The organism is Neobacillus terrisolis, from assembly GCF_051233475.1.
Lineage (GTDB): Bacteria > Bacillota > Bacilli > Bacillales > Cytobacillaceae > Bacillus_BU.
Genome location: NZ_JBKFGH010000008.1, coordinates 288464 through 305662 on the forward strand (window position 1 = coordinate 288464; position 17199 = coordinate 305662).

At 41.5% G+C, this 17199-nt stretch carries 11 protein-coding genes; 5 read left to right on the forward strand and 6 right to left on the reverse strand.

The window, feature by feature from the left end:
* Positions 1-15: 15 nt before the first annotated feature.
* The 4 genes from ACI48O_RS07035 to ACI48O_RS07050 all read right to left on the reverse strand — a co-directional run bounded on the left by ACI48O_RS07035 (position 16) and on the right by ACI48O_RS07050 (position 6649).
* Positions 16-1368 (reverse strand): cytochrome c3 family protein, encoded by a 1353-nt coding sequence (locus tag ACI48O_RS07035; protein ID WP_435561026.1) that lies wholly within the window; start codon positions 1366-1368, stop codon positions 16-18.
* 676 nt (positions 1369-2044) lie between these two features.
* On the reverse strand, positions 2045-3391 hold the full coding sequence (locus ACI48O_RS07040; RefSeq protein ID WP_435561027.1) for a cytochrome c3 family protein: 1347 nt from the start codon (positions 3389-3391) through the stop codon (positions 2045-2047).
* A 299-nt stretch (positions 3392-3690) separates the two neighbouring features.
* Positions 3691-5172 (reverse strand): cytochrome c3 family protein, encoded by a 1482-nt coding sequence (locus ACI48O_RS07045; RefSeq protein ID WP_435561028.1) that lies wholly within the window; start codon positions 5170-5172, stop codon positions 3691-3693.
* A 130-nt stretch (positions 5173-5302) separates the two neighbouring features.
* Positions 5303-6649 carry a cytochrome c3 family protein gene (locus ACI48O_RS07050; protein WP_435561029.1) on the reverse strand — a complete coding sequence of 449 codons (1347 nt, stop codon included), beginning with the start codon at positions 6647-6649 and terminating at the stop codon, positions 5303-5305.
* A gap of 401 nt (positions 6650-7050) precedes the next feature.
* Here ACI48O_RS07050 and secA point away from each other — a divergent pair, with 401 nt between their 5' ends.
* Together secA and prfB are read left to right on the forward strand one after the other, a co-directional pair.
* Positions 7051-9564 (forward strand): preprotein translocase subunit SecA, encoded by a 2514-nt coding sequence (gene secA, locus ACI48O_RS07055; protein ID WP_435561030.1) that lies wholly within the window; start codon positions 7051-7053, stop codon positions 9562-9564.
* A 236-nt stretch (positions 9565-9800) separates the two neighbouring features.
* A protein-coding gene (gene prfB, locus ACI48O_RS07060) for a peptide chain release factor 2 (protein ID WP_435561031.1) occupies positions 9801-10902 on the forward strand; the annotation gives its coding sequence in 2 pieces (ribosomal slippage) (positions 9801-9872 and positions 9874-10902; 1101 coding nt in all).
* 578 nt (positions 10903-11480) lie between these two features.
* Here prfB and ACI48O_RS07065 read toward each other — a convergent pair.
* Both ACI48O_RS07065 and ACI48O_RS07070 read right to left on the reverse strand, forming a co-directional pair.
* Positions 11481-12101 (reverse strand): response regulator transcription factor, encoded by a 621-nt coding sequence (locus tag ACI48O_RS07065; RefSeq protein WP_435561032.1) that lies wholly within the window; start codon positions 12099-12101, stop codon positions 11481-11483.
* Between the two features lie 61 nt (positions 12102-12162).
* Entirely contained in the window at positions 12163-13158 is a 996-nt protein-coding gene (locus ACI48O_RS07070) for a sensor histidine kinase (protein ID WP_435561033.1), read from the reverse strand.
* Between the two features lie 223 nt (positions 13159-13381).
* Between ACI48O_RS07070 and ACI48O_RS07075 the strand changes: the two genes are divergently transcribed.
* The 3 genes from ACI48O_RS07075 (at position 13382) to ACI48O_RS07085 (ending at position 16947) form a co-directional block, all read left to right on the forward strand.
* Positions 13382-14731, forward strand: coding sequence for a cytochrome ubiquinol oxidase subunit I (locus ACI48O_RS07075; protein ID WP_435561034.1), 1350 nt, complete (start codon positions 13382-13384; stop codon positions 14729-14731).
* Positions 14721-15749 (forward strand): cytochrome d ubiquinol oxidase subunit II, encoded by a 1029-nt coding sequence (gene cydB, locus ACI48O_RS07080; RefSeq protein WP_435561035.1) that lies wholly within the window; start codon positions 14721-14723, stop codon positions 15747-15749. The genes ACI48O_RS07075 and cydB overlap by 11 nt, the downstream gene beginning before the upstream one ends.
* Before the next feature lie 130 nt (positions 15750-15879).
* A complete protein-coding gene (locus ACI48O_RS07085; RefSeq protein ID WP_435561036.1) occupies positions 15880-16947 on the forward strand; it encodes a diguanylate cyclase in 1068 nt (355 codons plus the stop codon).
* Positions 16948-17199: the final 252 nt, after the last annotated feature.

The following is a 17199-nucleotide window of genomic DNA, read 5'->3' on the forward strand; positions in this document are numbered from 1 at the left end:
CTAGACTGTTAATCTTTAAAGCTTTTCACTTTTAAATCCTGTTCTGTGACAGAATTGGCAATACACATCTGTTGGTGCTTTAATATCAGTTGATGCTTCATTTGGCTTTTCTTTATCGTGACATACATAGCAATTAGACTTTGCTTCATTTGTTTGTGCTTGTGAAGCATGTGCAGTTAACCAAGTGTCACTGTCGACGTGTCCAGGAGGACGGTTAGCGTGACATGTGCTACAGAAATGATTTTGACGAGACTCATTTTTTACAACAAGGATATTCTTTGTATATTTCTCTTTGTCTGTGCTACCTTTTAGCAATTGTTGAATATCTTGCTTTGCGAATATTTTAATCCACTTAGAATCTTGGTGACAGTCGATACATTCATCGAGTCTGTCTAATGCGTCACCACCGTGACTTTGATTCCAAGCTACGTTATCGTGGTTCTTCGGTGTATTAATTTCAATGTGACAAGTGAAACATTCCATTGAAAGCTTCACGTCTTGTTTCTGTTTACCAACTGCTTGCAGAATGATATCCTGCGTTTTCTGATGGCTTACTTTTTCAGCTTCTGCAGCACTCACTTCAGTAGCTTCAGCATCATGGTTTTCTTCTTTAGAACTTTCTTTTTCTTCATGCTCTTTACCGTGAGTGCTTTCAGGTAAGCTGTAGGCAATATCTTTCCAAGGTTTTTTGCCTTGGTTCACTTGATCGTGACAGTCAATACAAGTTCCCATGTTAGGGCGCATATATTGTTCACCCATTAATTTTTCAGCATTTTCTGGAGTCCAGTAATCTAAGTTTTCTTGAGTATTTAGACCACGTTCAACCGCTTTAGCGTGAACTACACCACTATGACAAGTGATACATGGAATGCCTTCTTCAATATGGCCCTTATGATTTACTTTCAGGTCCCCAGTTGCTGTTACTAAACGGTTTTGCGAGTGACACTGTACACAGTTAACATCCTCGACTGCATCCGTCTGTGCTATTGGATCAGGCGGACCAACAATGTGGTAGTAAACTTCTTTTAATGCATAAACTTTGTGAACCATGGTATTAACCATACCTGGGTTGACGTGACACTGAACACACGAGATTTCACTGTGAGCACTGGCTTGGAAAGTAACGTGTTCCGGAGCCATCTCATGACAGGTTTTACAGAATGTTGGAGTTGAGGTAGCTGCAACAGCTCCGTACATAACTCCCAATAATGCAATAAATGCAAATAATGATACAAATAGCGCCTTCCAGCGGTTAACAGGATTCTTCCAATCTATACTACGGAACTTCCTCCATAGTCTTCGGACCAGACCGGGTTTCTTTTCCCCTGAATTCTCGTCTTGGGTCTTTTTCTTTCTCCCAAAGGCCACTGATGTTCACCCTTTCTGTTGTAAATAATATCTAGTTATTTTTCTATGTTTTTTACCTCTCTAAAGTTAGTATCTTACTTTGTAAGGGTTTTTTCCAATGGACAATTTGTGAAAAAAGACGCATTACTTTTTATTCAGTTTTTTTACACAATCTAGAAAAAATCGGAAATTAAATATTTAAATAATTAAAATTGAAAACGCTTAAAAAGGCAAGAAAAACAACACAACAACAGTGTTAAATATTCTCCTAAAAAATTATTTCACTAACAAAATCATACTCAAAATTCCCTCACAAAAATCACATAAAAGTGACAGAATGGAAACAATTGTGTCTACTCTATGTGAACAAATAAAGAATTGAAATAGTGGTAAATCAATTTTTACCTATAAATAGAGTAAATACGAAGTATTGCTGAATTTTATGTATAATTATCAGGTTAACTTATTTAGAAATAATAAAAGAGCACGACGAAGGTGAGATTATCACTTCCGTCGTGCTCACTATTAATTTGCACTTATCCTATTCTTCAAATTCCTTTTAATAAATTCGTCAGGAATAAAATAGAATCTAAATACTAGATAGATTTTCACAAACTTCTTGTCAATAAGATAAATTGTGTTTTTTTTATGAAGACACCGTTTCTTTTTAAATAGATTTTGTTTATCTCTTGATTCCTTATTCAATACCTGAAATAGGCTCGTCTTTAAAGCCATTTTGATGACAGAATTGACAGTATACGTCTGAAGGTGCTGTTAGCCCCTTTATTGGATCAGGCTTATAGAAATCATGGCAAGCATAGCATCCTTCACGGGATTCTTTTGAATCTCCACCAAAGCGGTGTGTATCTGTCAGCCAAGTGTATCGGTCTAGGTGATCCTCAGGTCTAGTCACTTGATGACAGGTGAAACAGAAGTTGTTAGTCCGCGATAATTCTTTTACAGTCATTTGTTTTTGGGCGATTAATTCTTTCTCTTTAGTTCCGGAAAGTAAATCTCGTATATCCTGCTTTTCAAACTTTTTCACCCATTTAGAATCCTGGTGGCAATCTAAACATTCTTCCAAATCATCTAAAGCAAAATTCCCATGTTGCTTCCCCCATAATTTTTCATCGTGATTCTTAGGTGTATTAATCTTTTGGTGACAGACAAAGCAATCCATCGAGATCTTCACACCATCCTTTTGGTGACCTAAAGCCTGAAGGATAATCTTTTGTGTGTTTTCGGGAACATCTCGTTCTAAAACCCCCGCTTCCATTTCAGGGGTTGGCTTAAATACGTAAGTACTTTCCTTCTTCTTTTGTTCCTCAGGTTTTTCCGGCAAACTATAAGCTATATCCTTCCAAGGTTTCTTCCCTTGATTGACTTGGTCATGACAATCAATGCATGTTCCCATGTTTGGTCTGACATATTCTTCATCTATTAACTTTTTGGCGTTTGACATCTTCCAGTAATCATATGTGTTGGATCCATTAATACCACGCTCAACGATTTTCGCGTGGGCGACCCCGCTATGGCAGGTAATACAAGGAATGCCCTCCTCGATATGACCCTCGTGATTAACAATTAAATCACCATTAGCGGAAATTAAGCGATTCTTTGAATGACAGTGCTTACAATTTTCATCAGAAACAGCTACGGTTTGAATGATTGGGTCCGGCGGTCCGACAATATGATAGTAAACTTCTTTTAGTGATTCCACTTTATGTATGACTAAATTTGCAGCACCAGGTTCGATGTGACACTCGGTACATTTTATTTGATTATGTGCGCTCGCTTGAAAGGTTACATGCTCCGCAGCCATTTCATGACAAGTCGCGCAAAAGGATGGAGTTGAGGTATAGGAAATCGCTCCGTAAAGAATCCCTAGCAAGGCCATAAAAGTAGTTAACAAAGCAACAATTACTTTCCAGCGGTTCAGGCTTTTCTTTTTTTCTCTACTATTTTCTGTTCCCCCATGATCTTCAGTCGAATCGACAGGGGTTTGGTTTGGCTCGTTATTCTCCTTATTTCTCCAAAAAGCCATAGCATTCCCCCCTTAATAATAATATTTTACCAAATCTAGTACTCTCCAAAAACACATTTTAGTAAAATAGTACCATAAAAAAGAGTTGGTAGACTTTCTTTTTTAAAAGAATTATAAAATTATATAAAACGCTTTTTTACAGTGTTAATAGGGGATGTTAGTTATATTGGGTTGCTGCAAAAGCAAAAGCTTTTGAAGGAATTTAAATAAAAAAGGAGACACAAATTAACAAAGTGTCTTCTTTACATGGACAATAAATATTTTTTTATGAGAAGGTTTTTCTGAAAAGAATCACTTTCCTATGGCTGCACTGCAACCGAACCATATTCGTAGTAGCTAGTATTCACAAAAATTTTATCGTCATGATGACAACCCCAGCATACAGACATGTTGGTGTATCGTTTTAATGCAGATGAAGGATTTCTATCTAACATATAATCTCTCGCTAACGCAGTCCGTACTGGCTGGTTTTTAATATCTGGGAAGTACGTTGGATCTGAAACAATTTCGTTTACGGTTTTACCGTTTGCATCTCTCATTAAACTAACATCTGTTCCATGTGCATAGTGGCAGCGCACACAGGTAAATCGGTCAGAAATGGTTGTGTGTCGATACGCGTGGCTAAATATTCCCGTTAATGAACCTGATTTAGCTAGATAATCTGTGTGGCATGTAGAACAGAAAGCGGACATCGCTTTGCCCCGACCATCGTTAGCGGTCCAAAGAGTTGAAATATTTGTCGCTGTCTCATGAAATGCTGAGTATTTAGGTTCCGTACTTGGTTCAACGTCAAGCTTAACTACATAGGCACGTGAAATGTTTGCGATTGAAATATTTGCTGGAAACAGTGTGTCTGCAAGATTTGCCTTAGCTGCAATAAAGCCATTTCCTAGAATGACCCCTTCTTTAAGCATGCCGGCATGAAGTAATGGAGGGGAATCAGTAGATTCATAGAATGCAGTCCAATAAACTTTATTAGCTTGTCCAGATGACCAGTCGAATCCAGTTAACCAAGGATCTTTTTCTGCAACATATGTTGAGCCGTCCTTCTTATAAAGCTGAATGACCACATCTCCTTTGACCAACCCCTTTTTCACATACTCTGGTCCAACAGAAGCATTGGGATAGGATATAGATGGATCACTTATTAAGGTAGATTTTAATAAAACATAACTGGCGGTAGAACCGACCAAAGTATTTACTATCGGGACTCCTATTAGTCTTTTCCCACCTTTGTCAGCCGTTACGTTCCCCATGTTGTTTGGATTTGCTGTTAATAAACGGTCAGAGTAGGAACCATGAGGGTTATGACAGCTGCCGCAAGAAAAATCGGCCGTCCAGTTTTCTTCTACACTTTCGCTGTTTCCGCCAGGAGCCGCTTTGTCTTTTAAGGCAGAATTTACATTGTGAATGGACATATTCCCAGAATAAGAGCCGCCGAAACTCCCGGAAGAATCATTTCCAATAAACACATCATAGATTCCTAAGGAACCATCGTGACAGGCTGTACAAGTTGGATACACCCCATTGGAGTAAAAGTGGTTGCTCCAAACAGTTGTGATGGGTTCATGGCAGCTCCTGCATGAGTTGGTATTGTTTTGAAATTCAATGTGAACTTGATCTGAAACATCCTGTGTGGCCGTTTTATTTATTTGCTGTGTAACCTTAGTTTGCTTAACTACAACTTGGATGGTTGGTGAAATAACCTTTGAAACGACAAAAAGCAATAATACTAATAAAATTAACAGGATAAATGAAAATCTAAATTTAAAGTTCCTCATTTCCAAAAGCCCCCCCTTCTCATACTCTCTATTCGTTTAAGAGATTTTGAGATGACAAAAAAGGGGTACAACTATGAATATCTAAGTTGTACCCCTTCAGTAAAGCGGTTTGGATATTATGATTTATAGTTTAAAGCTTTTCACCCTTAAATCCAGTACGGTGACAGAACTGACAGTAAACGTCTGTCGGTGCTTTAATATCTGTCGCATTTTCATCTGGTTTTTCTCGATCATGACAGACATAACAGTTTGCCTTTTCTTCGTTAGTTTGTGCCTTTGGTGCATGGGCAGTTAACCATGTGTCACTGTCGACATGTCCTGGAGGACGGTTGGCGTGACAGGTGCTGCAGAAATGATTTTGACGAGATTGATCTTTTACCTGAATCATATTCGCAGTATATTTTTCTTTATCAGTGCTAGTTTTAAGTAGCTGTTCGATATCTTGCTTTTCAAAATGCTTGATCCATTTTTCATCCTGATGACAATTCATACATTTATCAAGTTCTTGGAAAGCGTAGCCACCATGATTTTGATTCCATTCGGCAATATCATGGTTTTGTGGTGTGTTAATTTCTTGGTGACAGGTAAAGCATTCCATTGATAGCTTAACATCTGTTTTTTGCTTACCAATAGCCTGTAAGATGATTTCCTGGGTAGCTTCTTTGCTCTTTTGCTCTTCTTCTGAGGCGCTAAGTGTTGCAGCTTCCGCTTCATTGCCCTCTTTCTTATCGCCGTGCCCTTCAGCATGAGGATTTTCAGGAATCTGGTATGAATAGTCCTTCCACGGTTTCTTGCCTTGGTTTACTTGGTCATGACAATCGATACATGTTCCCATATTTGGATTCATATATTTTGAACTCATCAATTTATCTGAGTTTTCCATTGTCCACTTATCATACGTTTCGGAACCGTTAATGCCACGCTCAACCACTTTCGCATGGGCAACCCCGCTATGACAGACAACACATGGAATACCTTCTTTAATATGACCCTCGTGATTAACGATGAGGTCACCGGTCGCTGTTACGAGACGGTTTTTCGAATGACACTGTTCACAGTTTTCATCCAAAACAGCAACGGTCTGAACGATCGGATCAGGAACACCAGTAATATGGTAGTAAACTTCTTTTAAAGAGCCAATTTTATGTAAAACCATTTCGACATTTCCGGGTGCAATATGACATTGCACGCAAGTGATTTGATTATGTGCACTTTTTTCAAACGTTACATGCTCCGGCGCCATCTCATGACAGGCCTTACAGAAAGATGGACTATTGGTAAAGGCAATTGCCCCGCCGACAAATCCAAGCCCGCCAATACAGACAATCAAAAGAACGAATAATAATTTCCAACGGTTAACTGGATTCTTCCAATCAACTGCTCTAAGCTTTCGCCACTGCCTCCGTATAAATCCTACTTTTTTAGCTTCTGGATTTTCATCCGGCGGCCCTTTCTTTCTCCTATTCCAAAAAGCCATTTTAATCACCCCTCTATATTTCTCTCTTTATAATGAAAAAATAAGACATTCTACCTATAGTATCTTACAAGATATGGCACTTCTTCTAATGGACATTTTGTGAATAATTTATCAATTCTGACTATTAAACTATTTACACTTTATAAAAAGTAAATAACTGGATATATGTGTAAAACTCAATATATAAGAGAATTGTGAATAGAAATTGAAACTTTTTACAGAACTCAAACGTATTAACGTATTCTTAACATTTGATTTTCTCCTTAAGTTGTCACCCTATATCGGAAGTGATAATATTAGTAAGAAATTAATCGAATTATTTCGAAAGGATTTGGCTTGAATAAAGCGAAATCCTACATAAATAACTGTACATTCCCAATCCAATAAAGGAGCGTTTTTGCATGCTTGGTATTTTAAATAAAGTGTTTGATCAAAATAAGCGCGACTTGAAACGTCTTACGAAAAAGGCGGACCAAATTGAAGCTCTGGCAGCTGAAACTGAAAAGCTGTCTGACGACCAACTTCGTGAGAAAACAGCGGAGTTTAAAGAACGTTATCAAAACGGTGAATCACTCGACGACCTTCTAGTCGAAGCATTTGCGGTTGTCCGCGAGGGTGCGCGCCGTGTATTAGGTTTATATCCTTATCCTGTTCAGCTGATGGGGGGCGTTGCTCTTCATGAAGGGAACATCTCTGAGATGAAAACAGGGGAAGGTAAAACGTTAACATCAACAATGCCCGTTTATTTGAATGCTCTTTCTGGAAAAGGCGTTCACGTTGTAACGGTCAACGAATATTTGGCAAGCCGTGACGCCAATGAAATGGGTCAGCTTTACGAATTCCTTGGCCTAAGCGTGGGTCTTAATCTAAATGGTATGTCTAGGGAAGAAAAGCAGGAAGCATATGCTGCTGATATCACGTATGGAACGAACAATGAATACGGTTTTGACTATTTGCGCGACAACATGGTTCTTTACAAAGAGCAAAAGGTTCAGCGTCCGCTTAACTATGCGGTCATTGACGAGGTTGACTCCATCCTAATTGATGAAGCCCGGACGCCGTTGATCATTTCCGGTTCTGCGCAAAAGTCAGCAGCCTTATATATTCAAGCCAATGCCTTTGTCCGTACGTTAAAAAATGAAGCTGATTATACGTACGATGTAAAAACAAAGGGCGTTATGCTGACAGAAGAAGGGATCACCAAGGCTGAAAAAGCGTTTGGAATCGATAACCTGTTTGATTACTCGCACGTGACCTTGAACCATCATATTAATCAAGCGCTGAAAGCCAATGTGAGTATGCATCTTGATGTAGACTATGTTGTGCAAGAGGGCGAAATTATTATCGTTGACCAATTCACGGGCCGTTTGATGAAGGGCCGCCGCTATAGCGAAGGACTTCATCAGGCGATCGAAGCTAAAGAAGGTCTTGAAATTCAAAACGAAAGCATGACCTTGGCGACGATTACGTTCCAGAACTACTTCCGGATGTACGAAAAGCTGGCCGGGATGACCGGTACAGCGAAGACTGAGGAAGAAGAATTCCGGAATATCTATAATATGAACGTTGTCGTCATTCCAACGAACAGACCGATCGTTCGTGATGACCGTCCAGATTTAATTTACGCCTCAATGGATGGAAAATTCCGTGCCGTTGTCGAGGATATCGTGGATCGCCATAAAAAAGGGCAGCCTGTGCTCGTTGGTACGGTGGCGATCGAAACGTCTGAATTAATTTCTAATATGTTAGTGAAAAAAGGAATTAAGCATAACGTCTTGAACGCGAAAAACCATTTCCGTGAAGCGGAAATTATCGTCGAAGCAGGTCAAAAAGGTGCTGTTACGATCGCGACAAACATGGCCGGTCGTGGTACGGACATTAAGCTTGGTGAAGGTGTAATCGAACTTGGCGGTCTTGCCGTTGTTGGTACTGAGCGCCATGAATCGCGCCGGATTGATAATCAGCTCCGTGGACGTTCCGGTCGTCAAGGGGATCCTGGGGTTACTCAGTTCTACCTATCAATGGAAGATGAATTAATGCGCCGTTTCGGCTCTGATAATATGAAATCAATGATGGAGCGACTTGGAATGGATGATTCCCAGCCAATCCAAAGTAAAATGGTTTCGCGTGCGGTTGAATCTGCACAAAAACGTGTTGAGGGCAATAACTTCGATGCTCGTAAGCAGCTCCTTCAATACGACGATGTATTGCGCCAGCAGCGTGAAATTATCTACAAGCAACGGAATGACGTGCTCGAGTCCGAGAATCTTCGCGATATCGTTCAAAACATGATCATTGCTTCGATTTCCCGCAATGTCGATGCTCATACTCCGGAATCAGAGGACGAGGAAGCATGGAACCTGCAAGGAATCGTCGACTATGTCCATGCCAACCTGCTTCGTGAGGGCGACATCGTCTTAGCTGATTTACAAGGTAAAGACCCTGAAGAAATGAAGGATCTTATTTTTGAAAAAGTAAAACAGCGTTACGCTGAAAAAGAAGAGCAGCTTTCCGAAGAGCAAATGCGTGAATTTGAGAAGGTTATCGTGCTTCGTGCGGTTGACTCAAAATGGATGGACCACATCGACGCGATGGATCAGCTTCGTCAAGGGATTCACCTGCGCGCTTACGGTCAAATCAACCCGCTTCAGGAATACCAAAAAGAAGGCTTCTCAATGTTCGAAGCGATGGTTGAATCGATCGAAGAAGAAGCAGCTATGTATATCATGAAAGCGGAAATTCGCAATAACTTGCAGCGTCAAGAGGTAGCTCAAGGCCATGCCGTCAATCCGAAGGAAGACGGCGGCGAGGTGAAGAAGAAGCCGGTTGTGAAGAAGAAGGATATCGGCCGGAATGATCCTTGTTATTGTGGTAGTGGGAAGAAGTATAAGAATTGTCACGGCAAGTTTGAGTAAGCGCGGGCGTGACGTTTTCGGGTTAAGCTCGGGTGGTTCTGTTGGCGTGGAGCTTCGCAGGGGTAACTGACTGGAAGCGTAATGCTTGGTGGCGAAAAAATTTACGGAATGACCGTGAAACATAAGCTTTATTTTTCATAAAATGAAAGAGGGCCGGCCGAGAAGCCGACTCTCTTTTGCCTGTTTTGGCGGGAGAAGGTATAATAGGATAGAACTTTTATTCGAGGTGACGAGGGATGGAATTAGCGGATATTCGCAATGAGTTGGAGAAAACAGCTAAGAAATTAGCGGGCTTTAGGGGGTCTCTTTGACCTGGAGAATAAGGAGGCGCGGATTGCTGAGCTGGATGATGTGATGCTGCAGCCGGATTTTTGGGATGACCAGAATAAGGCGCAGGCGGTAATCAGCGAGTCGAATGCGTTGAAGGATCAGGTGCATGTGTTTCATGATATGAATGAGGCGTATGAGAATCTTGAGATTTCGTATGAGTTGATTAAGGAAGAGCCGGATGCGGAGCTGCACGCGGAGTTAGAGACGGAATTGACGGCTTTGACGGAGCGGTTGGAGCAGTTTGAGCTCGAGCTTCTGTTGAGTGAGCCTTATGATAAAAATAATGCTATTTTGGAGCTTCATCCTGGTGCGGGTGGAACGGAGTCGCAGGATTGGGGCTCGATGTTGCTGCGGATGTATACGCGCTGGGCGGAGAAGCAGGGTTTCAAGGTGGAGACGCTTGATTATTTGCCTGGTGATGAGGCTGGTATTAAGAGTGTGACGTTGGCGATTAAGGGGCACAATGCTTACGGTTATTTGAAGGCGGAGAAAGGTGTGCATCGTTTGGTGCGGATTTCGCCGTTTGATGCGTCGGGTCGCCGCCATACTTCGTTTGTGTCTTGTGATATAATGCCGGAGCTGAATGAAGAGATTGAGATTGAGATTCGGTCTGAGGATTTGAAGATTGATACGTATCGTTCGACTGGTGCCGGTGGTCAGCATATTAATACGACGGATTCTGCGGTGCGGATTACGCATTTACCTAGTGGCGTTGTGGTTGCTTGTCAAAATGAGCGTTCGCAGATTAAGAACCGTGAGGCTGCGATGAAGATGTTGAAGGCGAAGCTCTATCAGAAGAAGATTGAGGAGCAGGAGCAGCAGCTTGCGGAGATTCGCGGTGAGCAGAAGGAGATTGGCTGGGGCAGTCAGATTCGTTCGTATGTGTTCCATCCTTATTCGATGGTGAAGGATCACCGTACGGGTACGGAGAGTGGGAACGTGCAGGCGGTTATGGATGGCGATATTGGGCAGTTTATTGATGCTTATTTGCGGTCGCGGTTGAGTTAGGTTTTTTGTAGTGCAGGGTTTTGCGGTTTCAGGGTGGGGTTGCGCGCTGGAATGGGTGCCCTGTGATTTGAGAAAAGTGGGATGCTCTTGGCGGAGTGTTCCACTTTTTTATTACCTTTTTTGCAGATTTTTTGTGTTTTATTCGGGATGAGTCATGTTTTTGATGAAAAAGCTTGTGTTTTTGATATGAAATGGTGGATTTTTGTATGGAATGGAGGAGTTTTGGACTAAAAATGAGGAATGTGGGCAAATATATGCTCACGAAATGCGGAATATGGTCAATTAAATTGTGGATATGGGACAAGTTTAAAAATATATGGACCAACTTTTTAAATTTATGGACCAACTTTTTAAATATATAGACCAACTTTTAAAATTTATGGTCCAACTTCGAAAAAATATCGGACAACTATTCACGATATGCTCGCTAAATTGTGAATATGCCCACGAAACCCTACATATGCTCCCCTTGCTTCATCAACTTGCTCAAAACAACCAACAACAAAAAGACCTTCGCAAAACCCTCTGGCAAAGGCCTAAACTCCGAACCAAAACGCTGTCCCCAACAACGCACCACTCTAATACATCTCCAACATCTTATGTTTCTGGGCATAATCGAGCCAGTCGCGTTTATTTGTTGAACCGAGCTTTTTGCTGATGCTGCGGCGATGGTTTTCGACGGTTCTGATGCTGATATTCATGGCACTGGCAATATCTTTTTGGGTATAGCCCTTTAGCGTTAGAATAAACGTCTCTTGTTCACGCGGTGAGAATAGCGTCTCCCACGATTCGCTTTCGATATGATTTTCTAATACTTTTTCGTTGGATATTTTTTTACCTTGGAGGATTTGTTCAATCGCTTTAATGATGGCGTCGCTTTTGAGATGCTTGACTAAGTAGCCGTCGGCGCCCAGGTCAAATGCTTTCTTTTGATAGCCAATTTCATCATACATGGAGAACACGATGATTTTTCCGTGTGGGACAAGCTTCCGAAGTTCCGGCAGGGCTAAGAAGCCGTCGAGCCCATTCGGCATTGAGAGATCAATCATCACTAGATCAATCGGGAAATTCGTTGCTTTTTGAATGGCTTCCCGCCCGTCAGCTGCAAACAAAATCGACTCCACGGAAAATGCATCCTTCAATAGTAAAGCCATGCCATCTCGGACAATTTCATGATCATCTACGATGAGAACATTCATCGCTACTCCCTCCTCACCTCTTACAACAAGCACAACTGTTTAAATTTTTTCAGAACAGCAGTTACACCGTGATATACCCTTCCACCCGTGTCGGGCCGCCCTCTTCACTAATCCATTTAATATCGCCATGAAGCATCTTGACTCTTTCCCTCATATGTCTTAAACCGAGACCAGTTCCATTTAATTTATCAATGTCAAAGCCCTTGCCATTGTCAACAATCTGGAAATAGAGCTCATTATCCACCTTGTAAATTTCAATCATGATTGAGGTAGCTTTGCCGTGGCGGAGGGCATTATTGACCGCCTCTTGGATGATTCGATAAAGATGAAGCCCTTCTTCATTTTTAAATTTGAGGTCTTCCGGGATATGGATATTAAGCGAAAAATCAATATTGTATAACCGCTGCCAATCGTCGACCGAGGATCTTAATGCCGTTTCAAAGCCGAGATTATCGAACAATTGCGGGCGCAATTCCTTCGTTAACCGTTTTAGACAGGCGAGGGTTCCTTCCATGACCATATTCATTTTATCTAATCGTTCCGTATATTCCGGGTTATCAACATGCCGTCTGATCCCATCAAGTCCTAGATATAGACTGTAAACGCTTTGTCCGATATGATCGTGGAGTTCTCTGGCAATCCGCTTTCGTTCACTTTCTTGGGCTTGCATCGTCTCATGGATCAAGAGCTCCTGCATTTTTACTTTTTCATCCTGAGTGATTTGGCTTGGGTTTCGAATCGTCAAAACCTGATAATGTCCCCCCGCCAATTCTAGTTTGTTCATCGACATTTCAAAGTCGGTTTCCGTATTCACGTAATTGGGAATATGCGAGCGAAAGCTTGGTAATGGATTGTCGTTGGCAAGAATACAACGCTCCTCATGCTCGGAAACTTCGCGCAGTTGACAATAACTGCAGTATGGGACCGATTCCCCCACCTGCCAGCCGGTAATTAAGTGCGCCTTTTTGTTTATGTAAGTGATCGTTCTTGATTCATCCATTATCACGATCCCTTCGATAAACTCCTCGACGATTTTTTGAAAATCCTCCACTTTCACTTTTATCCACCACCAAAATAATAATTCAAAGACAACGAAAGTAACATTTGTCACACTTTATTCAAATTTCCCACAATAACACTTCGTACATGAGGGAAAACCCTCATAGGTATTTTGTACCGAATCCTTATAATAAAACTTGAGTTGAACAGTCCTAGCCAACTCAAATATACACCTAATTCTTTTACCATGCGAAAAATAAATATTATCTGGAGGGAAAAATATGAGTGAGGTTCTTCTATTAAGCAGAATCCAATTTGCAATCACGGTACTCTATCATTTCTTATTCGTGCCGTTAACGATCGGTTTGGTCATTTTGGTTGCTGTGATGGAGACAAGGTACGCCAAGACGCTGAATCCAATGTACAGGAGAATGGCAGACTTTTGGGGAAAATTATTTACGATTAACTTCGTCCTTGGGATCGTCACTGGGATCACGATGGAGTTTCAATTCGGCACAAACTGGGCGGAATACTCGAAGTATATGGGCGATATTTTCGGTTCGCCACTAGCAATTGAAGCGTTAGTCGCCTTCTTCTTAGAATCTACCTTTATCGGAATTTGGATTTTCGGAAAGGACAAAATTTCGCCTAAATTGCGAGCGGCTTCGATGTGGATGGTTGCCCTTGGTACCAATATTTCAGCCCTATGGATCATCACGGCAAACGGATTCATGCAGAATCCCGTTGGCTATGTCATCAGAAATGGTCGAGCGGAATTAAACGATTTCACTGCACTTATTACCAATCCTTATGCATGGCATATGTTTACCCACACCGTCGTTGGAAGCTACATTGTTGGTTCATTTTTTGTGATGGCCATCAGCGCCTACCATTTGCTGCGTAAAAACGAGGTTCCTTTTTTCAAAAAATCGTTTAAGTTTGCGTTAATTATGGCGGTCATTGCAACTACTGCCACACCGCTGCTCGGTCATGAAAGCGGTACGTACGCAGCTGAGGTTCAGCCCGCAAAAGCAGCCGCGTTTGAAGCCGTTTGGGAAAGTGAAAAAGGAGCTCCGTTCCATTTAATCCAAATCCCTGACCCGGCAAATGAAACGAACAAGGTGGAGCTGATCTCCATTCCGAAAATAGGCAGCTTTATGTATACAAACAGCTTTGATGGAGAAATTACCGGCTTAAAGGACATCCCGGCTGATGAAAGACCGAACGTCAGCTTAGTGTTCTATAGCTTCAGACTGATGGTCGCATTAGGGATTTATTTTATGATCATCACCTGGATTGGCGCTTATCTGTTCAAAAAAGGAAAACTCGAAAATTCAAAACGCTATTTAAAAATAATGTTTTACTCGATGCTCCTTCCATATGTGGCGATTAATGCCGGATGGACCGTTGCAGAAGTCGGACGCCAGCCATGGGTTGTTTACGGATTGATGAAAACTGAGGAAGCTGTCTCACCAATCGCCCTGTCTCAAGTTATTTTCTCAATCGGCGGGCTTGTCCTATTCTACACCATTTTGATTATTGCTGATGTTTACTTATTGAAAAAATACGCCAAAAAAGGCCCTGCACCATTAGTTAAAAAGCATGAGGAGGTTATGCCGAATGTCTCATGATCTGCTTGCCGTGATTTGGTTTGGTTTATGGGGATTAATTTGGACCGTCTATTTCGTACTTGATGGGTATGCGCTTGGAACCGGGATGCTGTTCCCGTTTATCACGAAAAACCGTGAGGAGCGCAACCAGCTCCAAGAGGCGATCGGACCGTTTTGGGGCGGCAATGAAGTTTGGCTGATTACTGCAGGAGGGGCGACCTTCGCTGCGTTCCCGGAAGTATACGCCAATATGTTCAGCTATTTGTACACACCGTTTATGATGATCTTATTTGCTTTATTTTTCCGGGCGGCCGGCCTTGAATTTATGCATAAGGATGACAACCCGGTTTGGCAGAAGAGCTGGAAGTGGGCCTTCTTCACGGGAAGCTTCCTCATCGCTTTTCTGTTTGGCGTTGCTTTTGCCAACCTTTACTACGGTTTGAAAATCGGAGCGGACGGCTATGAAGGCAATCTGCTGTCGCTATTGCACCCTTATGGAATTTTAGGAGGCCTGCTGTTCGTTACGATGTTTATCGTCTCGGGTGCACTGTGGATTAGCCTGAAAACCGTTGGCGATGTACGCAACCGCGCCTTTACAATTGCCCAAAATGCAAGCATGGCCAATGCCTTAGTTCTGATCATCTTTCTATTAGCAACTAATAATTTAACCAACTTATTTGATAATTTCACTGACCAGCCGCTCTATTGGCTAGTACCCGTAATTTCGACAGTGACCGCCATCTCGGTTTTTCTTTTTGCTTCTAAAAATAAACCAGGCTCAGCGTTCACGGCCCTATCGCTCTCGATCGCGGCGCTTTCGGCCACAGGCTTTATCGGCATGTTCCCGAATATGCTGCCATCGAGAATCCATTCCGACTTCAGCACAACTCTGTACGCCGCTGCAGGAAGTGCACTAAATTTAAAAATTATGCTGATTGTCGCGCTTATCTTTGTTCCAATCGTGATCGGCTATCAAATTTGGAGCTACACCGTGTTTAAAGAAAAGATTACGAAAGAAGCTGCTAAAGGCTATCAATAATTCTGATTGGAGGATGACATCATTCATGGTTTCATCCTCTTTATTTTTCAAAAAAATTACCAATTTTGTGATTACATACATATAACATAAATCACATACTATGTTATATTAAAATAAAAAAAGGTGAACTATGTTTCGGGATTTAGTTGTAAACCTATCTTTTATCATTACATTTTTATTTATTGCGGGCCAGTTATTTAGAGAAAAGCCCATCTATTTTTCTTTGGCCAACAAGATTAAAGCCGGAGTGCTAGCAGGAATACTCGGGATCACTTTAATGATATTTTCGATCCAATTAACCGATACTTTGATTGTCGATTTAAGACATTTGGCTGTTATTCTGATCACGCTGTATGGAGGAATCATAAGCAGCATCATCGCGGGCACGATCATTATTTTAGGAAGGCTGCTTATTTTCGATATTCATGTCACATCGATTGCTGCTTCATTTCTAATTTTCTCAATGGTGATCGTATGTAATCTTATCCTGAAAATAAAGATCGTAACGTCACAAAAAATGCTTTATATGAATCTAAGCAATATCCTGTTAACTTCTTTCATGTTTAGCCTGCTCCTGGAGGATCAACAAATACTGATTAAAATCATTTTGGTTTACGGGACTATTTCATTGTTTGGCGGAGCAATCATCTATTATATAAGTGACTATATAATAAAATCCAATGAGAACTATCGATTATTGAAGGAATCATCGGTAAAAGATTTTCTTACCGGGTTACACAATGTCCGCCATTTTGATACAAGCTGGAATCAGCATGTCATCAATGCAGTTGAAAAAAAGGAATATTTATCTCTGTTAATTATCGATATTGATCATTTTAAACAAGTGAATGATACATACGGCCACCCTGCAGGAGATATGGTGTTAAAGGAATTAGGGGAAGTATTGATCCGTTCAACCCGTTCATTTGATACAGTATCAAGAAACGGCGGCGAGGAGTTTTCTGTGATTCTGCCTGATTGCCCAAGTCATCAGGCCAAAGAAGTCGCAGAAAGAATTCGCATAGCGGTGGAGAAACATCATTTCGAAATCTCTCATTTGACTAAAACCAACATTACGGTATCCATTGGGGTCGTCACCTATCCAGAAACCGTTCAGGAAACCGACCTTATCATTTGGCAAGCCGACCAAAATTTATATAAAGCAAAGAATTCAGGCAGAAATAAGGTTTGCTGTTAAACTAGTTTAAGTGTTAATGAACAGTGCTGATTGGAGCGGAAGGTGCGAGACTCCTGCGGGAGAAGGTGTCACGGGAGACCCCACAGGCGCTTGCGCCGAGGAGGCTCCCGGACTCCCCCGCGGAAAGCGAGCACCTGCAGCGGAAATCAATAGTCTAATAATAAAGAGCTTAGAAAATCTCTAAGCTCTTTTCATATCGTTTCTTAATGTTTTGGTGGAAATAGCGCTACTTTTAATATTTTTATATTTAAC

Coding starts and splice junctions, on each gene's coding strand:
- cydB (WP_435561035.1), top strand. CDS start 14,721: ATGTCTCATGATCTGCTTGCCGTGATTTGGTTTGGTTTATGGGGATTA.
- secA (WP_435561030.1), top strand. CDS start 7,051: ATGCTTGGTATTTTAAATAAAGTGTTTGATCAAAATAAGCGCGACTTG.
- ACI48O_RS07045 (WP_435561028.1), bottom strand. CDS start 5,172: ATGAGGAACTTTAAATTTAGATTTTCATTTATCCTGTTAATTTTATTA.
- ACI48O_RS07075 (WP_435561034.1), top strand. CDS start 13,382: ATGAGTGAGGTTCTTCTATTAAGCAGAATCCAATTTGCAATCACGGTA.
- ACI48O_RS07065 (WP_435561032.1), bottom strand. CDS start 12,101: ATGAATGTTCTCATCGTAGATGATCATGAAATTGTCCGAGATGGCATG.
- ACI48O_RS07085 (WP_435561036.1), top strand. CDS start 15,880: ATGTTTCGGGATTTAGTTGTAAACCTATCTTTTATCATTACATTTTTA.
- ACI48O_RS07050 (WP_435561029.1), bottom strand. CDS start 6,649: ATGGCTTTTTGGAATAGGAGAAAGAAAGGGCCGCCGGATGAAAATCCA.
- ACI48O_RS07040 (WP_435561027.1), bottom strand. CDS start 3,391: ATGGCTTTTTGGAGAAATAAGGAGAATAACGAGCCAAACCAAACCCCT.